The following is a 20,267-nucleotide window of genomic DNA, read 5'->3' on the forward strand; positions in this document are numbered from 1 at the left end:
CAAAATGGAAACGGAAATTAGAAGACACGGGCTGTTTTTCGTTCTCTGGGGCCTGATGGCTGCCGGAGCGCTGATCTTTCATCTGTTCTCGGCCATCCCGGCCTCGGGTTCCTCCATCGGGCTGGAGGTAAAACCTGAGAACCGCACGATCCTGGTCCCGGGCGACGGTTCGGGAAACATCCTTATCCGGATAACCGCCCCGGATGATCTTGGAACTCCCGACAGGCCCCTTCTGAACATGGCTCTCGTTCTGGACAAGAGCGGGTCCATGAGCGACCAGGGGAAGATCGAGTTTGCCCGGTTGGCGGCACATCAGCTTATCGACCGCCTTGGGCCGTCCGACATCCTGTCCATCGTCACCTACGACGACCGCGTCAGGGTTTTATCCCCCGCGGGGAAGGTTAAGAACCGCGCCCGCCTGCATCGGATCATCGACAGCATCTACCCCGGTGGCAGGACGTACCTGTCCGGCGGGCTGGAAAAGGGGTTCGAGCAGGCGAGAAGGAGCCGGCGGAAGGGATACGTCAACCGTGTCCTTCTCCTCTCGGACGGACTGGCCAACGTGGGCAATGTGAACAGGGACCTTCTGAGAATAAGGGCCGGCAGCATGTCGGAGTCGGGTGTGAGTGTTTCCACCTTCGGCGTGGGATACGATTTCGATGAAGATCTCCTGGCCTCCCTGGCCACGGGTGGGGGCGGCTCCTATTACTACATCGCTGACCCCAGGGATATCGTTGCAGCCCTTTCGAAGGAATTTCAGATGGCTTCGGCAACAGTAGCTACGGACGTTCAGATCATCATCCGCCTGTTGAACGGCTGCCGGTTCGATTCCGCCATCGGTCACGAGTGGAGAAGGGATGGGGACTCGGTGATCATCCGGTTGGGAGATATGTCCGCCGGTGAGCGGAGAAGCCTCATGGCCAGGGTCAATGTCCCAGGGAAAGAACTCGGGGATCAGAGGGTGGCCGACGTGTACCTGCAATACCGGGATACGGCATCAGGACGGATGACCCGATATAAACCTCACCGCGTTTCTCTTCGGTTGGTTCAGGATCCGATGGTCTATCGAAATAATTTCGACGACAAGATCCGCGAGGAGGGTGCCGTCCTCCAATCCAACGCCAGGATGAAAGACGCCGCCGCCCGGGTTGATCAGGGCGACCGGGAAGGCGCTCTGGGAATACTCAAGGAAGCGGCCAAGGCCCTGAAGAGTGTGCCGGCGACGGAGGCCACCAAAAAGGAGCTTGAAAAGAACGGATTCTACCAGAATCAGATCGGAGGGATGGACTCCATGGAGGCCGATGAGGTCAAGCAGATGCAAAAGGGTGTGAAGTACCGTGCCTACCGGGAGTTGAACCAACAATAGGACAAAAACTCAGAACCTCTTTCCAACAGAGCATCGCGGGCATACGCCCGCGATGCTCTGTTGATATACTTCAACAATCCTGATAACGGTCCATTTGCGGATAATGTCATGATCAGTATCTCCCGGGCGCCTCTTCTCTTCACTGATTGGAACCTTGACAATCCAACCTTTTCATGAGAAGCAACTTTCATATGATATAGGTCGACCTGCGTTAGGGGTGCTCGGGTTTCCGGGCTGAGAATAAACCCTTACGAACCTGATCTGGATAATGCCAGCGAAGGGAAACGGAATCAGATACACCTGATTAACGGTGATTTATTTGGCCGCTTCCCGCTGGGGAAGGGGTTTTTTTTATGCCGAAAAGAAATCGGGGTCTTTCGGGACCCGAGAGGGTGACGATGATGGACGGACCGCTTGTAATAGGAGGGCGCACGTTTTCCTCCCGCTTGCTGATTGGGACGGGCAAGTTCTCCTCTCCCGAGGCGATGAAGGACGCCCTGAATGCATCCGGGACCGAGATGGTGACCGTGGCCCTCAGAAGGGTGGATCTGGAAAATCCCGGGGACAATATCCTCTCTTCCGTGGATCGGGACCGCTATATTCTGCTTCCCAACACCTCGGGAGCCCGGGACGCGGACGAAGCGGTGCGCCTCGCCCGCCTCGCGAGGGCTGCCGGCTGTGGTCTTTTCGTCAAGCTGGAAGTCACACCGGATCCCAACTATCTTCTTCCGGATCCGGTTGAAACCCTCAAAGCAGCCGGGGTCCTGGTCAGGGAAGGGTTCGTGGTTCTTCCGTATATCCCGGCCGATCCCATCCTGGCCAAGCGCCTGGAGGAGGTAGGTACCGCCACCGTGATGCCGCTGGGTTCGCCCATCGGGTCCAACCGTGGATTGAGGACCAGGGACGCCATCGAGATTATTATCGAGATGGTCAATATACCGGTGGTGGTCGACGCCGGTCTTGGCGCACCTTCCCACGCCGCCGAGGCCATGGAACTGGGCGCTGACGCGGTCCTGGTCAACACAGCCATCGCCGTGGCCGGGGATCCCGCCGCTATGGCCCGCGCCTTCAAAAAGGGAGTCGAAGCGGGAAGAGAGGCTTTTCTCGCCGGCCTTGGCGGACCTCGGAAGAGGGCGGAGGCCTCCAGCCCCCTCACCGGATTTTTGAGGTAGAAAATGACCTTCTTCGATGAGATGCAGCGACACCCATGGGCCCGGGTCCGGGAAGCCCTTATGGGCTGCACCACCGCGGACGTGAAACAGGCGCTTTCGTCGACCCGACGCGGAATCCGTGAGATGATCAGCCTACTGTCACCCGCCGCCGACCCGATGCTCGAGGAGATCGCATGGCAGGCACAGACCCTCACCAGGCAGCGATTCGGCAGGACCATGGGGCTTTTCGCCCCGCTGTACCTGTCGAGCAGCTGCACCAACTCCTGCGTCTACTGCAGCTTCAACACCGCCAACCCGATCCGGCGACTCACCCTCAACCCTGATCAGGCAAGGACCGAAGGCGCCTATCTGCATGACCAGGGATTCCGGCACGTCCTGCTGGTCTCCGGAGAGGACCGGAAAGCGGTTGGACCGGATTATCTGGTAGAGGTGGTTAGACAGCTCAGACCGCTCTTTGATTCCATCTCCATTGAGATCTACCCCATGAAAACCGACGAATACAGGAAATTGGCTGAGAATGGTGTTGATGGACTCGCCGTCTACCAGGAAACATACAACACCCTGCACTACGACCAGGTGCACCGGGCCGGCCGAAAGAGGGACTTTCGCTGGAGACTGGAAACACCGGAAAGGGGCGGCGAGGCCGGCTTCAGGAGGATCGGGATCGGCGCCCTGCTGGGTTTGAGCGATTGGAGGATAGAGGCCGCTTTCCTGGCCCTCCACGCTCGTTACCTGATGCGCAGGCATTGGAGATCACAGTTGACCATCTCTTTCCCCAGGCTCAGGCCGGCTGTTGGAGGTTATTGTCCACCCTGTCCGGTGACGGATCGCGACCTTGTCCACATGCTGACCTCCTTCCGCCTCTTCCTGCCGGATGGGGGCCTCCTGCTTTCCACACGCGAATCACCTCTTCTAAGGGATCACATGATATCCCTCGGGGTCACCTCCATGAGCGCTGGGTCTCGTACCGAGCCTGGAGGATACACGCAGCGCGCCGGGTCGGACGAACAGTTTCAGATCTCAGACCACAGGAACCCGGATGAGATCGCGGACGTCATACGCGGCCAAGGCTATGAGCCCGTCTGGAAGGACTGGGACGCCGAGTTCGTCCGCTGATATGTAATGACTTCGCAAGAAGTCATTACATGCGCCCGGAGAGGGCGCTCAAATCGAAGATTTGCAAGGAAAGTGAAAATGACACTTTTCGCTTTCCGTGGAGCAGAAAGCCACGAATGGACTTTTTGCGACAATATCAAATGTATTCCCGTAAAAGGAGTGCGAAAGGAGATTACCCAATGGAGATAAGGATAAACGGCGAAAATAAAAAAGTGGCCGGTCCGCTGACGGTAGCGGAACTCCTCCAGGAACTTGCTGTCGACCCGGATACGGTGATCGTGGAACGGAACCTGGACATATTGAACCGGGAAAACCACGAGGCTCAACCACTTGAGGACGGCGATACCCTGGAGATAATTCAGATGGTATCCGGTGGTTAGCGCCAAAAGAAAGAAAAGGGAGGAAGCCTTCCGGGGCGTGGATCTCTATCCGGTGACCTGCGAAAAGCTGTCGTCGGGAAGGTCGAACGTGGAGGTTCTCGACGGGCTGATCCGGGGGGGCGTACGAATCGTCCAGCTGAGGGACAAGGATGCCCTCAAGAGGGATCTGTTCCGCATGGCCATGCGCTTCAGGGAGATTACATCGAAAGCCGGGGTCCTGCTGGTAATCAACGACTACGTAGACATCGCCCTTGCCGTGGACGCGGACGGGGTTCACTTGGGCCAAGACGATCTCCCGGTGGAAGCGGCACGCAAAATAGCCCCTGATCTTCTCATGGGGGTATCGACGCACACCCTGGATGAGGCGCTGGCCGCCCAGGCAAGGGGGGCGGACTACGTCAACATCGGTCCCATATTTCCCACCGGCACAAAGGGAGGGATGAACCGCTTCTTGGGGCCGGAAGCCGTAATCGGGATAGGTAGCTGCCTTGAAATCCCGTTCACCGTCATGGGAGGTATTAAGCAAGCCAACATTCACGAGGTACTCGCACGGGGAGCAAAGCGAATCGCGGTGGTCACTGCCCTCACCCAGGCCCCGGACATCGCCGCGGCTGTACGGACACTGAGGGGCGTCATTTCGAACAGAAGTGAAACATCACCCTCCTGGACCGGACACCACTGAAGGAAAACCCAGTTAACTTCTGAAGTTAACTACCTCCACTATCCCTTTCAGGATCAGAAGCACCCATGGGGCGCCGTGTATTGTGAAATCGAGCCAATCAAGGGGCCGGACCAGCTTTCCCCTGACGAGCATACTGAGCTTCTCCCAGATATGGGGAGGGGCGAAAGGCGCGAGACCCAGCGTCAGGCAAACAACAATCAGGACCGTCCAATCCAGTCTCGCAAGCCATTGAGCAAATAGATGGAACATGAAAAAAACCTCCTGTTTGATGGACTCTTTTCGAGTCCATCAAATTCTTTTACCTTCACCAATTGAAAGGGTCAACCGAAGAATTGTGCTAAACTCTTTATTCGAAGGAGGACATTTTGCATGTCAGGACACCTTGTCCTTGTGGGGGGTGGCCATGCCCACCTCACAACCTTGTCTAATATCCGAAAGTTTATCGCTCGCGGGCACCGGGTGACCGTCATCGGTCCATCACCTTACCATTACTACTCCGGTATGGCTCCAGGAATGATTTCCGGCCTGTACCGAACCCAGGATATCCGCTTCAACATCCGGAAGATGGTGGAAGACCGGGGAGGCGAATTTGTCCTTGACCGGGCCGGGGGAATCCGGGCTCGATCCCGGGAGGTGCTTTTAAAATCGGGGGGCAGAATCTCTTACGATGTCGTCTCTTTCAACATCGGGAGCCGTGTACCGCTGGAAAGCATCACATCGAACAACGGTACGGTAATTACCGCCAAGCCCATCGAGAACCTGGTGAGGGGCAGAATGGCGGTCCTGGATTCCCTGAAAGGCGCCGCCTCTCGTAATCCAGCCAGACTTGTTGTCGTGGGGGGGGGTCCCGCAGGAGTGGAGATCTCGGCGGCCCTTTGGAAGCTGGCCGCGGACGCCGGCAGGGAGGCCAGGGTCATCCTCGTCGCAGGAGGCAGCCTGTTGCGGAATTTCCCCCGCAAAATGCATGAACTGGCCCTCCATTCTCTCAAAGACAGAGGGATAAAGGTAATCGAAGGCCCTCATGCCCAATCGATGGATGGGAGAGTGGTTTCCCTGTCGGACGGGACAGATATAGAGGCCGATCATATCTTCCTCGCCGTCGGGGTCAGAGCGACAGAGTTCTTCATGAACACCTTCGTTCCAACCGGTGAAGATGGCGGACTCCTTGTCAACCCTTACCTGCAAAGCATTGAATTTCCAGAGATCTTCGGAGCCGGGGACTGCATCACTTTTCTGGGAAGGGGTCTGGCAAAGGTGGGAGTCTATGCTATCCGCCAAAACCCGGTCCTGTACCACAATCTTCTAGCGGCGCTGGAAGGAACTTCTCTGAGGCAATTTAAACCCGGCAACCCCCATTTCCTCGTTCTGCTCAACATGGGAGATGGTACCGGAATCTTCAGCCGGGGAGAATGGGTCTGGCAGGGACGATTGGCGTTCCGGCTCAAGGACTTTATCGACAAGCGTTTCATGAGAAAGTTTCAACTGTCAGGAGAACCGGATGAGCCCCTGGGGGAAATATAGAAACCAGAGGCCGTTTTGGAAAGGAGGAACCAATTGCAACGGCGGATTCCTGCAGTTCTAATGAGAGGTGGCACAAGCAAGGGCCTGTTTTTCCTGGAAAACCATCTTCCCCAGGATCAGGAAGCCCGGGATCGGGTAATCCTGGCAGCCTACGGCAGTCCTGACCTCAACCGTCGCCAGATTGACGGCGTCGGCGGCGGGGTATCTACAACAAGCAAGACGGCCATCATCTGCCGCTCAACCCATCCTGATTATGATGTTGTCTACCATTTCGGCCAGGTTTCCATCGACCGTCCTGTGGTGGACTACCGAGGCAACTGCGGCAACATTTCCTCCGCTGTTGGGCCCTTCGCGGTGGACGCAGGGCTGGTGGAGGTCAAGGAACCTATGACCACCGTCCGCATCTACCAGAAGAACACCGGCCAACTCATCGTGGCCGAGGTCCCCGTGAAGGATGGCCGGTACAATTCCGAGGGGGACTATGCGATTGCCGGGGTCCCCGGCACCGGGGGCAGAGTCAATCTCGATTTCATAAACCCCGGTGGATCCTTTACCGGCAGGCTGTTTCCCACCGGTAATCTCGTGGACACCATGGAAATCCCACCCTTTGGCGACGTCCGGGTAACCCTTATCGACGCCGGAAACCCAGCCGTCCTGATCCTCGCCGAGGACATCGGGCTCCTTGGAACAGAGATAGGTGAGGTTGAAAACACCCCGTCCACCTACAACACCCTCGAGCTCATCCGTTGCCGGGCATCCGTTCTCATGGGCCTCGCCGCCACACCGGAGGAAGCGGGGCGAAAGAGCCAGGCCGTTCCGAAAGTGGGTTTTGTAGGGCCGCCCCGGAAGTACACGGCCCTTACCGGGCAGGTCGTGACCCAGGATCAGCTGGACCTCGTGGCCAGGGTCATGTCCATGGGAACGCTCCACCGGTCTTTTCCCGTTACAGCCTTCATCTACACAGCGGGGGCGGCAAAGATCCCTGGAACCGTGGTATCAGAGGTCGTCAGGGGAAATGCCTACGAAAAAGGGACGGTTCGCATCGGACATCCGGGAGGAGTCATTGAGGCCGGTGCCCAGGTGGAGGAACAGCGGGGTTCCTACCACATTCTTAAAGCCACCATGGGAAGAACAGCTCGCCGGCTCATGGAAGGTTATGTTTTCGTTCCTGAGAGGTACTTTTCAGGATAAATCAAAAGGAACTTCGTACTTAACACCTGAAACTTGACACCTGCCTCTACCCATCATACTTAGCGATGAATCTCTCCAACTCCCTCACATTTTCCATGGACCCCGCAAAGAAGGGAACCCTCTGGTGCAGCTCCGAAGGATCCACATCCAGAACCGACCCCGTGCCCGTGCTGGCCGACCCGCCGGCATGCTCCACAAGGAACGCCATGGGGGCACACTCGTAAAGGATGCGGAGCTTGCCATGGGGCTTCTTTGGGTCCTTGGTGTCGGCCGGATACATGAAGATTCCACCCTTGATCAGGGTCCTGTGCATGTCCGCCACCATGGACCCGATGTATCTGGAACTGTAGGGACGCCCGGTGGCCTTGTTCTTTTCCTTGATATGGTCGATATACCGCCTGACCCCATCGGACCAGTATGGGTAATTCCCCTCGTTGATGGAGTAGATATCTCCTTTTTCGGGGATCCTGATAAACGGGTGGGACTCCAGGAACTCACCGACAGACGGGTCCAGGGTGAACCCGTGTACACCATTGCCGGTGCTGATTACCAGTATTGTGCTGCTGCCATAGACGACGTAACCGGCCGCCACAAGCTTCCTCCCCGGCTGAAGGAGGTCTTCTAAGACCCCCTTGTCACCATCGCTGACCTTTCTGTATATGGCGAAGATAGTACCTATGTTGACGTTGACGTCGATGTTGGAAGACCCATCCAGCGGATCGAACGCGATGGAGTATTGCCCGGATCTGTACCCGTCGGAGATGAGAATGGCATCGGTCTCCTCCTCCGTTGCCATAATGCAGAAATGACCCGACCTGCCCAGGATGTTGATGAATACGGCGTTGGCAAAATCGTCAAGCTTCTGAACCTCCTCGCCCTGGACATTCCTCTCCCCGGTCAGGCCAAGGATCTCTACCAACCCCGCCTTATTGACCTCTCTGGAAACGATCTTGGCGGCAAAGGCAATCTGGTTGAGAATCCCGGTCAACTCCCCCGTGGCCTGGGGGTACTCCTTCTGTTTTTCAGAAATATGCCTGGTCAGATTAACACCGATCATGCTGTCGGTCATGTTTCACCTCCCTGGATCAAAGCTCTTTTCCTCTGACGCTTATTGTGACGGATTAAATACCTGTACCCGAAGGGTGAAAATTATAACAGAAATCGGGGACGATAAAAAAGGGGCTTTAATAACCCTCTTTCATTCTTCCGAAAGCGAGTGAGTCACGCCAATGGTATAACCGTCAAGGGCAAAGAACTGAAGAAATTTTTTACAAAGTTGTCAAGGTTGATAATTTTCCTTTGCAAAAAACCCTCGCATTCCTATAATATCGCCCATTAATATCGCCAATCGGAAAGTCGTCGCCGGGACCTGCTTCAAACACTCCCACCGGACGGCTTAACCGGCCACCGGCCTTTCATGCCGGATCACAAAATCGAAAAGACGGGGATATGAACAAAATACATCATCCATCATCAAACGGCGCACACACCTTCTTCATACCGGTTATGGGAATTGGGTTCACTGTCGACTCTCCCATCAGGGTCGCGAAGTACGGTATCTCCTCGACGATTTCCCTCGTCGACGATACCTTCATCGAGCAGATGCGCAGGTTTCATTGTGAACGGGTGGGGGAACCCTATGAGGAGATTCCCAAGAGCGAGCACGACCACCGGGCCAAGCGGATCACCGCCTACCTCAACCTCATTGACAGGCTTGTTAAAACAGGGGTCGAGGAGCTTAGGAGTTCCCCCTTCGAGCCGGGCAGCGAGATTACCCGATGTTTTGAGCTGCTTCCGGACTGTTCCTTGAAATCATCCTACCTCGAAATGCTCGGCACCGGCGATGTCGCCGAGAGGAGGCGGAGACAGGAGGCGCTGCGCCGCCGGATTGTCCCGGGAAGCATAGATGTCAATATCATGACCAAACTTGACCGGGACTATTTTCGAAAGGGGAAGGCGCTTCCCCATGAATTCTCCGATGCGCTTGCCGCTTTACGAGGTTATGCCAATAGTACCTTAAGATCCTCCATCGTGTTTTCCGCGGGTCTGAACCCCCGTCTCTACAGCTATGCCGCCAACTTCAACGATTTCCTCCCCGATGAGACAAAACCCCTGAAGAAGCAGATCGTTCTTAAGGTGAGCGATTACCGATCAGCCGTGGTTCAGGGCAAGTTCCTTGCAAAACGGGGCCTTTGGGTCTCCGAATACCGTATTGAATCCGGCCTCAACTGCGGAGGTCACGCTTTCCCGTCCAAGGGAAACCTTATGGGGTCGATTCTCGAGGAGTTCAAGCAGAAGAAAGAGGAACTGATCGGCCAGCTTCACAAGCTCTATTCTACAGCCCTTTCGTCGCGTGGATTGTCCCCCACGCCTGATCCTTATGAGGTCCGCTTCAGGGTATCGGGAGGGGTTGGGACCGCCGAGGAGCACGAGTTTTTACGAAAATTCTACGGGATAAGCAAAGTTGGATGGGGCACCCCGTTCCTCCTGGTCCCTGAGGTAACAAACGTTGACAATGAACATATCGAAAAGCTCATCAACGCCGACGACGACGATGTTTACCTGAGCGCATCTTCACCCCTGAATGTACCATTCTGGAACCTCCGGACATCCGCCAGCGAGGAAGCGCGCCGGCAACGAATCCGGGAGGGCCGGCCGGGCAGCCCCTGTCCCAAGGGTCATGCCAGGATCTTCAACACGGAATTTACCACGCACCCGGACTGCATTGCTTCAAGAAGCTACATCAGTAAGAAGCTGCCTCACATGGAGGATGAGGAGCTTACGGAGGAACAGTTCAACTGGATTAAAGAGGACGTTCTGGCCAAATCGTGTCTCTGCCACGACCTCTCAGGAGGCGCAACGCTTGAAAATGGGATCGATCCCAAAGCGACACCCGCCATATGCTGCGGGCCCGCCATCGTAAACTTCTCGAAAATCGCCACTTTAGAGGAGATGGTGGACCATATTTACGGGCGGCTTTCCCTGCTGACCAGTTCGGACCGGCCTCACATGTTCATCCGGGAGCTGTCCATCAACCTGGACTATCTGAAGGGCGAGATGGAAAAGTTCTCCCTGGGCCTCATGAACACAGCTCCAAAGTATTTCCGGGAATTCAAGGATAATCTGGCTACCGGCATTGAATACTACATGAAGCTTGCCGAACAGTTCGTGGAGGAGAAACGGACACGTTTTCTCGACGACCTCAGAGAACAGAAGGAAGTCCTGGAAAACCTGTTTGCCGTAATGGCCCGGGAACCGGACCTCAATGCCGCCGGCTAGCTCCCCAGAACATCCAGCGCCTTTTCCACATCTTCCTCCCTGACCTGGAGCTCCACCTCCCCCAGCAGGCCGGGGTACAATGCGTTTGCATAAAGGTTCCGGATAAACCCCTCTATCCCCTCCGATTCCAGGAGGGATTTTTCAATTTCGGCTTCCATGATCGTCCCATGGGTCGATATGGTTACAAGATTTTCCTTCATCATTTCCCACTCATTCATGGCAAATCATCCCCGGCATAAAAACCCCTCCGGGTCTTGCTGCCGAAAACCCCATAATGGATTTACGGTACCGCGACAGGGCACATTGTTTCACCACAGTGCCGCCGCTTGCAGGTTGCACCACAGAAGGGTTTTAAAGGAGGATTTTACAGAGAGAGTATAGCCTTAATAAAAAACTACCGACCCTTGGTTTTACCCTGTGTAACAACCCTGCCTGTCCTGAGCAAGCGGAGTGCGTCGAAGGGTGGTGTGACCTTCGAACGGTCACGCTGTGTAAATGGGCTTTGAAAGTGATGGTTTCACATCCAGATACCCATTTTCAAGTTGAGAGATTTCAAAAGTGAAGGTCAACAGTATGGCAAAGGTCATAGTAAAGCTACAGAACAGGACCATTCGAGAGGTGCGTATCGAAAGAGACCCATCCAATGAGGTCCACTGGAGAATCCGGCTGAAAAGCCAAAGGACATTGCCCACTTTGAAGGGATGATCCTCGTGAATCCGGATAAGGCAAAGAGACCCTGATCGCAGGAATAAATATTTATCTCTCAGGTTTCGGGAGCGTCTTCCGGTACATCCTCAGCAGGCTGCTCTTGAGAAAGTTCCGAATTCTCCTCGGACTTTGCGTTTTTCCTGTCCAGTTTACGCTGTCGTTTTTCCTCTTTCTTCTTTTTCTTGGCTATCTCTTTCTGTCGTTTTTCAAACCCATAGTTATTTCGCGCCATTCTGCCATCCTTTTGGGTAATGCCTGTATAGTGGTGTAAAAAGAGAGCCGGGGGCAGGCCGCCTTCTGCAGAATGATTTGAGGCAAAACAACCCATAATGGGAGAGAGGACCTACGCCATAAACAGGATACCAGCAAGTTATCGTATTGACCAGAAGATTTCCGCCGTAGTCCCTGGGGTGGGGGGACATAGAACCTATCCCAGTATCAAATGACCAACGTTCAATGTTCATCAACGCGCCCACTGAAGGGCGCTCAAATCAACGGCTTGCAGCGCAAGTTGTTGATTTGTAAGGAAAGTGAAAATGACACTTTTCGCTTTCCGTTAAGTAAAAAGCCACGAAAGGACTTTTTATGACCCTATCAAAGATGATGACTTTGTAAAAAGTCATCATTGCGCCCACTGAAGGGCGCCCAAATCAATAACTTGCGTTGCAAGTCATTGATTTGTAAGGAAAGTGAAAATGACATTTTTCGCTTTCCGTGGAGTAAAAAGCCATGAATGGACTTTTTACGACCCTATCAAGGTCCAACGGGGGAAAACGGACGTCCTTCGATCCCGCCGACGGCGGGACTTCGGACAAGCGGGGCGCGGGAGCACGGGGGAGGGCGGCATGGGAGTATGGGTATAAGGACGTATTGAAGAGCAACCGAAAAAATGCAATCATTGTTGTGTTCCCGGTCGATGTTGGATCCTGGATTTTAAATTGACCACCCCGGAGGTACTGACGTGGGCCCTTTAACCCCCAAGCAGAAACTGGTTCTGGATTTCATCCGCTCCCACATCAAGGATGAAGGCTACGCCCCTTCCCAGAAGGAAATTGCCGAAACGTTCGGTTTTCGATCCCTGGGAACCGTCCAGAGCTACCTGGTACGCCTGGAAAAGGAGGGGTTTCTTACCCGGAAATGGAATGCCCGGAGGGGCCTGAGAGTCCCCAACACGGTGGGGCGGGGATATGAACTCCCTTTGGCCGGAACCGTGGCGGCGGGGAAACCCATCGAGGCGATCGAGACACCCGACACCCTTGAGGTGCCCCACTCCATGGCCGGTACCGGGGAGAATTTCGTTCTCCGCGTTAAGGGTGATTCCATGATCGAGGATGGCATCCTGGACGGGGACTTCGTTATTGTAAGGAAGCAGGGGACCGCCGACAATGGTCAGACAGTCGTAGCGCTCATGGAGGGTGAAGCCACCGTCAAGCGCTTTTTCCGCAAAGCGGATAAAATCGAGCTGCGCCCCGCCAATCCAAAGATGGAACCCATTGTGGTCGAGAAAAACGAGGACTTTCGAATAGAGGGAGTGGTGATCGGGATTATCCGATATTGCGGGTGATCCAATCGAAAATCCAGAACCCAGGGTCGCTCTCGACCGGGTGCGGGAAAAATGCGGAATGAACTCCTTGAGGAAGAGTACGGTGTGACAAGCCTCAATGTAGGGTGGGTAGGCTTTCTGGACAACGTCTAAGTGGTTTTTCAGGTCGAAGCATTGCGAGAAGCATCGCAGCCGCCGCGGCGAGACCTGCGCCGATGAGGAAGGCCGTCCGCGCGCCGAGGGTAGCCCAAAGAACCCCGAAAACGAGGCTCGCCGGAAGAGCGGCCAGACCGACAGCGGCATGATAAAGGCCGTAGGCTCTGCCACGGCTTGAGGGCGGGACGAAATCCGGGATAAAGGCGCGTTCGGCCCCCTCCGTGAGACCGTAATATAGACCATAGAGGATGAACAACGCCCACATCGTCTCCAACCTTCCGGCCCATGGCATGGCAAGATACACGACGATGTAGACAACCCATCCGGAGGTGATGGCCGGCCGCCTCCCCAGCCGGTCGGAAAGGCTCCCGCCAGGCAGGCTGAAGGCGGTCTTGGAGATATGCAGGGTCACCCACAGGGCAATGACATACCCCATGCCAAGCCCGAACCTTTCTTTCGCAAAGAGCACCAGAAAAAGGTCGGAACTGTTGCCCAGCGCAAACAGGGTAACGGCGGCAAGAAAGAGATAGAACCTGGGGGAAAGTGACGATCGGGAACGTCCGGCGACTTCCACTACCTCCACACGACCCTCCGGGATGCCGGAGACTTCGGGTTCCCTTACAGACTTCCAGAGGACCGCCACTCCCCCCAGAGCCGGCAAAATTGCGAGAGCGAAGAGCCACCGCAGCGCGCGCATCTCTTCTACGTCCGCTGCTCCATTACCCCGCGCCCATAGCAGGGCACTGCCCAAAAGGGCATAAAGGAAGGCGGCCGCTGCCAGAGGGCCCGCCACCGCTCCCGCATGGTCCATCATCCGGTGAAAGCTGAAGGCAACACCCATGCTCCCTTCATCAGTCGATTCACTGATCAGGGCATCCCTCGGGGAAGTTCGGATGCCCTTGCCCACACGGTCCATAAAGCGGAAGATAATCACCTGCCATCCGGCCCCCGCCATGGCCATGAGCGGTCTTGTGATGGAGGAGATCCCGTATCCCGCCAGCGCCAGCGGTTTCCTGACCCCGAGGGAATCGCTTAACCTTCCGGCATAAAGCTTCAAAATACTGGAGACACTGTCGGCAAGGCCGTCCATGAGTCCGATATAAACGGCGGCCATGGATACGGGTACCAGTCCAGTGAAGAATACAGGGAGAAGAGGGTAGATCATCTCGCTGGAGAGATCATTCAAAAAGCTGACGACCCCCAGCCAAAAAACGTTCCCACGAACGGCGTCTCTAATATCCTGTTTCTCGATCATCGCCATCTCCCACACCCATACAATGTCCAAGGACCAACGGGATAATGAACGTTCAGTTCAATGTTCAATGTTCAATTTTAAACATGATGAAACAACCGAAACCTGAAATCTGGAACCTGTTATTTCACCACAGTGCAGCCGCTTGCAGGCTGCACCACGGGGTTTTAAAGGAGGGTTTTAAAAAACAAATACTAATCTTGGTTCATCCTGGAAATGAGTACCTGGATGAAGACCAGGATTTTGAAAAAACTAACTCAACACAGGGTACACAGGGTTTCACAGGGTTCATTCAAATCGACTCTTTTGGTAGCTTTGTGTCTGCTTATGCACAGGTCAGGAACAAGTTAACGAAGTTTCGCGAAGTTTAAAACCAGGACCTTATGGTTAGATCTTCTCTGCGAAACCTCCCTTTAAAACCCTGTGGTGTGACCTTCGAACGGTCACGCCCTTCGACAAGCTCAGGACAGGCTGTGGTGAGTTGGCTTTGGACCTTGGACGTTCTTTATCCCGTTGGACACTGCAAGTAAGGCGCACATTATTGTGCTGAACCTAAAGATAAGGCCTCTTCCGCACATTGGGTGACACAGGCATTACACGCAAAACATTCCAACTGTTTTTGAATTCTGATCCTGCTTTTATCTATAATCCCAAATACGCCTTTCGGACAAACCATAAAACAGACCCGGCAATTATTACATCTATTTACATCCTGGCGAATTCTTCCAGAGCTAAAGGCTTCGGCTGAAAAAATATGCCCGAAAGAGGCCATTCCAAGTTTATGCATTAACCATTCGGCCTCTGACGGGTTGCCTGCCACAATGCCTCTCAAATCGAAGCCAAACCAGATGTTTATTACACTGACTATTATCATTGTTTTCCAATGGCTGAATACAGGCATGTTCAATATAAAAATGGAAAACATAGAGATCAAGATGACTTCTATTCCGGATAAGACAGCTGCTTTGAGCCAGCCACTTTTCCCCGGGATTAAAGGAAATCCGGCATAAAGCATAAAGCCCGTTATCCAGAAAAAGGCGCTGAGGGAGAAAAACATATCTGGTTTTATTAACAACGTACTTATTCCCATTACAATCCAGACAATGAAGTTCATTGAAAGCAGCATTTCCAACCTGAATAATAAAGGGAACTCGGCTTTGTTATGCTCAAATACTATTTTACGGTTTTTTAAGAACAAAGGAATGTTTTTAGAATATGCCGGACCGAAAAGTCCAGTTCGTCCTGTCTCTTTCTTAAGAAGGTTGCAGTCAATACCCGGCGCTGAAAATTGCGGCAGAATAATTTTATGGTGATCAACTCTTTCATTAATTCGGCTCGTTTTAATAATCGTTATTACTGAATGCGCGTTTAATTCTCCCCCACAAGATGCACACCATACATTAATACCGTTTGCAGGTGCCACCAGCAGGAAAACATTTTCACCTTTTAATGATCTCTCAACCCGTCGTACAGTAAGATGAAAATTACTGGTAAGAATCACAGGTGAGTTTCTGTCCGGCTTGCCTATGATTCGAAGGCCCGGTTCAACGGGATTTGGAAACCAGCGACCGATAAAATCCCATACGGATTTAATAAGTGAAAAATCATCTTTCGGTTTGCCTGCTCCGGGCAATACAGTTTCATCGGGGTTGTCATCCGCTGGTTTTTGGGCCGAAAGCACAATGAAGCTATCCAGGAATGAACGACTCTCCCCGATGATGGTTAAGCCTGATTCACTTATTTCTTCCGAAATTCCAGGTATTGCTTTTGTACCGGTTTGGGCAATGACATAGGTCAAAATGATTAAAGGGAAACGAACTAAGAAGTGGATTATCCTTTTTAGTGGTTTTTCAGGCTGAACTTCTGCGGCAATTACAAGCATGCCGTTCGGTTTCAATAATCTCTTGATCTGATTTAACGTTAATGCTCTTTCTTCAGCATAGAGTTCACTGAAAACAAGAGTCGATACAATCAGATCGAAACTATTTTCATCAAAAATCGAACCTATTTCAGCAGCCCCGGCATTATGAAGGGTAATCCTATCCTGCATCCCACTGTTGGCAATCTGTTTTCGAGCGACCGCTAACATTCCAGTTGATATATCCACGCCTGTTGTGATAGCTCCTGCCTTTGCAGCATCTATAATCAGTGAGCCCGTTCCACAACCGATATCAAGTATTTCCATGCGAGGTTTTACGTGAAGTTGTACAATTTCCCTTCTGATCTTTTTTGCGTGGCCCAACGAAAGAATATTAATGCCCTTATCATAACGTTCGGGCCGGTTCTCAAGTATTTTCATGAAGACATAAGAAAACATAGTTTATGACTCTACCATTTTTAGTTCCTTTGATTCGAATTCCGCCTAACGATGAGTTTTACCTGCTGCAAGGTAACTGGGCACAGTACTTTCGGATTAAAATAATTTAATGCGGCGTAAGAAAACAGGTTTCGCAGCCAGGTACTTATTTTTGCGATGATCCAATAAATTTGGATTGGAATAGAGCCCTGTAGTCAGGTGCGAACTTTTATTAGAACATTTTTTTACATCTGTTTAAAACCTGTAATTTTAACTCCAATTATATTCTCAGTAACTTTACAATTCAATGATTTCGTTTCTTTTATTAATTCTCTTAATTCATCAGGAGTATAGGCTGCATCAATTGAAGTAATAAGCCCTGGTCGTATTTCTTTGGGTTTTGTATTAATCAACAGAAACCATTTCACAAATATATTCATATCTCTTCTCAAGTCTGAGATAAAAAATTTTCCATTCGATTTTAAGACTCGGCATATCTCGTTAAATGTATTTTCAGGATCATGCCACTCGTGAAGAGAACCATTTGTAAAGACTGCATCAAACAAATTATCTTCAAAGGGCATTTTATCACCCATGCCTTCTATATATTCAACTCGGTCTGTCAAATTGTATTCATTTGCATTACGTTCCGCGATTTTTAGCATATCATTACTAATATCTAATGCGTTAAGAGTTGTATTTTGAGTTTTTGTTAGCCATTCAAGTCCAAGGTATCCAGGACCTGGACCAACTTCAAGTGCTGATCCTTGTGTTATTCCACTTTTAATGATGTCATTTGTCTCAATCCAACCTTGATAGGGTCGCAAAAAGTCCATTTATGGCTTTTTGCTCTACGGAAAGCGAAAAGTGTCATTTTCACTTTCCTTACAAATCAACAACTTGGATGCAAGTCATTGATTTGGGCGCCCATCAGTGGGCACATTGATGACTTTTTGCGAAGTCATCAACCTTTATCTCGTAATCTTCGTTGCATTTGATCATAGATGTTTACATTAAAATCACCTTGAATTCCTTGATCGGTTTCAGTTACCCTTGGTTTAGTCATATCATATTTCCTTTTAATCCTGTTAAGGAACTGACCCAAAAGCGAATAATCGTTGAAAATGAAGAATTATCCCTCTGCCCGTATCGTCCTTTTCTATTTCTTGAAGCAGCTTTTGTTTGAATAGACGCTTCTGGCCTGCCCCTAACGGACTCAAATACATTGGCAACCCAACTGAATCAAAAAAGTCGTAAACCTGTGAAGCCATTCTAAATCTGAAATCATTTTGCACCTTCTTTACAGAAATATCCTGGTATCCAACGGCCCGCAACATACTTTTATAGTCCTTTTCATCTGTAACAAACCATGGAAACTTCCAAGCATGATAATATTCTTCAAGTCCAAGCGCCGTAACTGCCAGTCGAGTATAATAAATAAGGGGATGGTTCTCATTCAGCAAAGGAAACTGCAAACCAATGTGCCCTTTCGACTTTAGCGCTGTATGGATATCCAGGAGAACTTTTTTATTCTCTGGAACCCAGTGCAAGACCGAATTAGAAAAAACCACATCAAATTCATGCTGAAACTGGATATTCTCAGCATCCAATACGAGAAATTCGATATTCGAGGTGCCGGCAGCATGAGCCTTTGCTTGATTGATCATCGATGATGATGCATCAATTCCCAGGACAAATCCCTGATTACATCGAGATGCCAATTCGGCGGTGAGATTGCCTACCCCACAACCTATGTCCAGAATTTTATAGTGTGGTTGAAGCCGGACAGTATTGATAAGCGTTTTTCCCACTTCTGCCTGTAAATCTGAAATCGCAGCGTATTTTGAACCATCCCAATCAAAAACCATTTTTCACCTTGTATTATTGTGCCTCATTAGAAGCCCAACCAGGTATTTGACACAAAATCTCCGTTTGCCCGGTATGGATCACCTCACGGCAGGCCGGCATATATGCGCCCTAACCTTTCCCGGTATCCCGGGTGGGTCTTTTTATAAAAAGGACGAGTACCAGCGAGGAAAGGAGCATCATGGCCACGAGGAAGAAAGCATCGTTGAAACCCAGCATTCGCGCCTGGAATATGAGCTCGCGGTAAATCCCGGCGTCGGGAGGGAGGGAATGGAGACCCTTCCAGGACAAAACGGCCGCTGTTTTCGCCTTGGCCATGGCGTAGGACGGGTCCAGGACGGAAAGGTGATCCACGAGCCTGGACTGGTGGAACTGCCCTCTTCTTGCCGCCATGGTTCCCGCGAAGGCAATACCCACACTTCCCCCCAGGTTGCGCAGCATGTTGTACATGGAGGTAGCTCCCCCCATATTTTCCTTGGGGATGGGCGACAGGGTCAGGATTGTGAGGGGAATAAAAATCAAGGGCATTCCGATGCCCAGGGTCACCCTCGGCCAGACGAAGGTCCAGAAATCGGTGTCCAGATTAAACAACGACATGGCATACGTCGTACCGGCACATATGAGAATCCCTACCGTCAACACCTTTTTAGGGTCTACCCTGGTGACCAGGATACCCGCTATAGGCATTACCATAATTGCGATGAACCCGCCGGGGCCAAGGACAAGCCCGGCCTGCAGCGATGTATATCCCATGAGGGTCTGAAGGAAGATGGGAAGGAGGATGAGGCTGCCGTATAGATTGAACATGACGAAGAACATGACCACGCTGCCGCTGGTAAAGCTCCTCTTTTTAAACAGCCCCAGATTGATAACGGGCTCGTCGGTGAACATTTCGTTAAGGACCAGGAAGATCAGGCAGACAGCCGAGATGATGGCAAATCCTGAAACATAAGGAGAGGCGAACCAGTCCTTCCGCTGTCCGGTGTCGAGGACATACTGCAGGGCGCCCAGTCCCACCGCCAGAAAGAAAAAGCCCATGTAGTCGATTTTCATCCTCTGTCGCTTCATGTAGGACGGGTCGTGGATGAAGAGGACGCTCAACAGGATTGAAAGAAGACCTATTGGTATATTGATGTAGAAGATCCAGCGCCAGGAAAAGTTGTATGTGATATACCCCCCGAGGAGGGGCCCGACAATGGGGCCGACCAGGACCCCCATCCCGAACAGCGCCATGGCCATCCCATGCTCTTTCTTTGGAAAGGCCTCAAGGAGAATAGCCTGGCTCACAGGAACGAGCCCCCCACCTCCCAACCCCTGGAGAACCCTGAATGCGATGAGACTCTGCAGACTCCAGGCGGCCCCGCACATAAAGGAACTCGCGGTAAATATGAGGATAGACCCGATCTGGTACCTTTTCCTCCCGAACAGCCTGCTCAGCCACCCGGACAAGGGGATGACGATGGCGTTGGAGACGAGGTAGGCGCTGATGGCCCAGGTTGCTTCGCCGATGCTCGCAGACAGTGCCCCCCGAATGTGATCCAGTGATACGTTGACGATGGACGTATCGATGATCTCGATAACACTCGGCAGCATGACTACAATGGCCACGAGCCACTTGTTGGTTTGGCTGGTTCGATCAGTCACGCGATTCCTTCGCATTTCTAGTCAGGGGACGTAGTTAAGTTGTTAAGTTGTCCATGAGCAACCTGAAATTCAGTTCCGGCAGGGCCAACAACTTA

The 20,267-nt window shown here is 52.3% G+C and carries 19 protein-coding genes and 1 riboswitch; of the genes, 11 read left to right on the plus strand and 8 right to left on the minus strand.

The genetic code is table 11. The annotated features are described in order from the left end of the window. Positions 1–4: 4 nt before the first annotated feature. The 5 genes from GXP52_06730 to thiE all read left to right on the plus strand — a co-directional run bounded on the left by GXP52_06730 (position 5) and on the right by thiE (position 4,716). Positions 5–1,366, plus strand: a complete 1,362-nt coding sequence (locus GXP52_06730) for a VWA domain-containing protein (protein ID NOY86979.1) — start codon at positions 5–7, stop codon at positions 1,364–1,366. Between the two features lie 203 nt (positions 1,367–1,569). Continuing rightward, positions 1,570–1,666: riboswitch (TPP riboswitch) on the plus strand. 101 nt (positions 1,667–1,767) lie between these two features. Beyond that, positions 1,768–2,538: a thiazole synthase gene (locus tag GXP52_06735; GenBank protein NOY86980.1), complete on the plus strand. Its 771-nt coding sequence runs from the start codon at positions 1,768–1,770 to the stop codon at positions 2,536–2,538. Between the two features lie 3 nt (positions 2,539–2,541). Next, on the plus strand, positions 2,542–3,654 hold the full coding sequence (thiH, locus tag GXP52_06740) for a 2-iminoacetate synthase ThiH (GenBank protein NOY86981.1): 1,113 nt from the start codon (positions 2,542–2,544) through the stop codon (positions 3,652–3,654). 179 nt (positions 3,655–3,833) lie between these two features. Continuing rightward, positions 3,834–4,034 (plus strand): sulfur carrier protein ThiS, encoded by a 201-nt coding sequence (gene thiS, locus GXP52_06745; protein NOY86982.1) that lies wholly within the window; start codon positions 3,834–3,836, stop codon positions 4,032–4,034. Further along, positions 4,027–4,716, plus strand: a complete 690-nt coding sequence (thiE, locus tag GXP52_06750) for a thiamine phosphate synthase (protein ID NOY86983.1) — start codon at positions 4,027–4,029, stop codon at positions 4,714–4,716. Before thiS ends, thiE begins: the two co-directional genes overlap by 8 nt. Positions 4,717–4,728: 12 nt before the next feature. Here the strand turns inward: thiE and GXP52_06755 are convergent, their stop codons facing one another. Continuing rightward, positions 4,729–4,965 carry an RND transporter gene (locus GXP52_06755; GenBank protein ID NOY86984.1) on the minus strand — a complete coding sequence of 79 codons (237 nt, stop codon included), beginning with the start codon at positions 4,963–4,965 and terminating at the stop codon, positions 4,729–4,731. 120 nt (positions 4,966–5,085) lie between these two features. On the opposite strand from GXP52_06755, the gene GXP52_06760 reads away from it, so the two are divergent. Together GXP52_06760 and GXP52_06765 are read left to right on the plus strand one after the other, a co-directional pair. Further along, the gene (locus GXP52_06760; protein ID NOY86985.1) at positions 5,086–6,237 is read left to right on the plus strand and encodes an FAD-dependent oxidoreductase; all 1,152 of its coding nucleotides are present in this window, start codon (positions 5,086–5,088) and stop codon (positions 6,235–6,237) included. Positions 6,238–6,297: 60 nt separating this feature from the next. Next, a complete protein-coding gene (locus GXP52_06765; GenBank protein ID NOY86986.1) occupies positions 6,298–7,428 on the plus strand; it encodes a 3-methylitaconate isomerase in 1,131 nt (376 codons plus the stop codon). A 46-nt stretch (positions 7,429–7,474) separates the two neighbouring features. On the opposite strand, the gene fbp is transcribed toward GXP52_06765, so the two are convergent. After that, positions 7,475–8,485 (minus strand): class 1 fructose-bisphosphatase, encoded by a 1,011-nt coding sequence (fbp, locus tag GXP52_06770; protein ID NOY86987.1) that lies wholly within the window; start codon positions 8,483–8,485, stop codon positions 7,475–7,477. A 392-nt stretch (positions 8,486–8,877) separates the two neighbouring features. On the opposite strand from fbp, the gene GXP52_06775 reads away from it, so the two are divergent. Further along, positions 8,878–10,707, plus strand: coding sequence for a hypothetical protein (locus GXP52_06775; protein NOY86988.1), 1,830 nt, complete (start codon positions 8,878–8,880; stop codon positions 10,705–10,707). Here GXP52_06775 and GXP52_06780 read toward each other — a convergent pair. Next, a complete protein-coding gene (locus tag GXP52_06780) occupies positions 10,704–10,925 on the minus strand; it encodes a DUF2007 domain-containing protein (GenBank protein NOY86989.1) in 222 nt (73 codons plus the stop codon). The genes GXP52_06775 and GXP52_06780 overlap by 4 nt on opposite strands. Before the next feature lie 1,219 nt (positions 10,926–12,144). Here GXP52_06780 and GXP52_06785 point away from each other — a divergent pair. Continuing rightward, the gene (locus tag GXP52_06785) at positions 12,145–12,357 is read left to right on the plus strand and encodes a hypothetical protein (GenBank protein NOY86990.1); all 213 of its coding nucleotides are present in this window, start codon (positions 12,145–12,147) and stop codon (positions 12,355–12,357) included. Between the two features lie 19 nt (positions 12,358–12,376). After that, positions 12,377–12,979, plus strand: coding sequence for a transcriptional repressor LexA (gene lexA, locus GXP52_06790; GenBank protein NOY86991.1), 603 nt, complete (start codon positions 12,377–12,379; stop codon positions 12,977–12,979). A gap of 94 nt (positions 12,980–13,073) precedes the next feature. Here lexA and GXP52_06795 read toward each other — a convergent pair whose 3' ends face one another. Continuing rightward, positions 13,074–14,369 (minus strand): MFS transporter, encoded by a 1,296-nt coding sequence (locus tag GXP52_06795; protein NOY86992.1) that lies wholly within the window; start codon positions 14,367–14,369, stop codon positions 13,074–13,076. 44 nt (positions 14,370–14,413) lie between these two features. On the opposite strand from GXP52_06795, the gene GXP52_06800 reads away from it, so the two are divergent. Further along, positions 14,414–14,737: a hypothetical protein gene (locus GXP52_06800; GenBank protein NOY86993.1), complete on the plus strand. Its 324-nt coding sequence runs from the start codon at positions 14,414–14,416 to the stop codon at positions 14,735–14,737. Positions 14,738–14,904: 167 nt separating this feature from the next. Here the strand turns inward: GXP52_06800 and GXP52_06805 are convergent, their stop codons facing one another. From GXP52_06805 to GXP52_06820, 4 genes are all read right to left on the minus strand, one after another. Further along, complete coding sequence (locus GXP52_06805; protein NOY86994.1) at positions 14,905–16,683, minus strand: methyltransferase domain-containing protein; 1,779 nt, start codon at positions 16,681–16,683, stop codon at positions 14,905–14,907. Between the two features lie 224 nt (positions 16,684–16,907). Beyond that, entirely contained in the window at positions 16,908–17,498 is a 591-nt protein-coding gene (locus GXP52_06810; protein ID NOY86995.1) for a class I SAM-dependent methyltransferase, read from the minus strand. Between the two features lie 252 nt (positions 17,499–17,750). Beyond that, positions 17,751–18,530, minus strand: a complete 780-nt coding sequence (locus GXP52_06815) for a methyltransferase domain-containing protein (GenBank protein NOY86996.1) — start codon at positions 18,528–18,530, stop codon at positions 17,751–17,753. A gap of 109 nt (positions 18,531–18,639) precedes the next feature. Next, the gene (locus GXP52_06820) at positions 18,640–20,187 is read right to left on the minus strand and encodes a DHA2 family efflux MFS transporter permease subunit (GenBank protein ID NOY86997.1); all 1,548 of its coding nucleotides are present in this window, start codon (positions 20,185–20,187) and stop codon (positions 18,640–18,642) included. Positions 20,188–20,267 lie beyond the last annotated feature (80 nt).

It is taken from the genome of Deltaproteobacteria bacterium, from assembly GCA_013151915.1.
Classification (GTDB): Bacteria; BMS3Abin14; BMS3Abin14; order BMS3Abin14; family BMS3Abin14; genus BMS3ABIN14.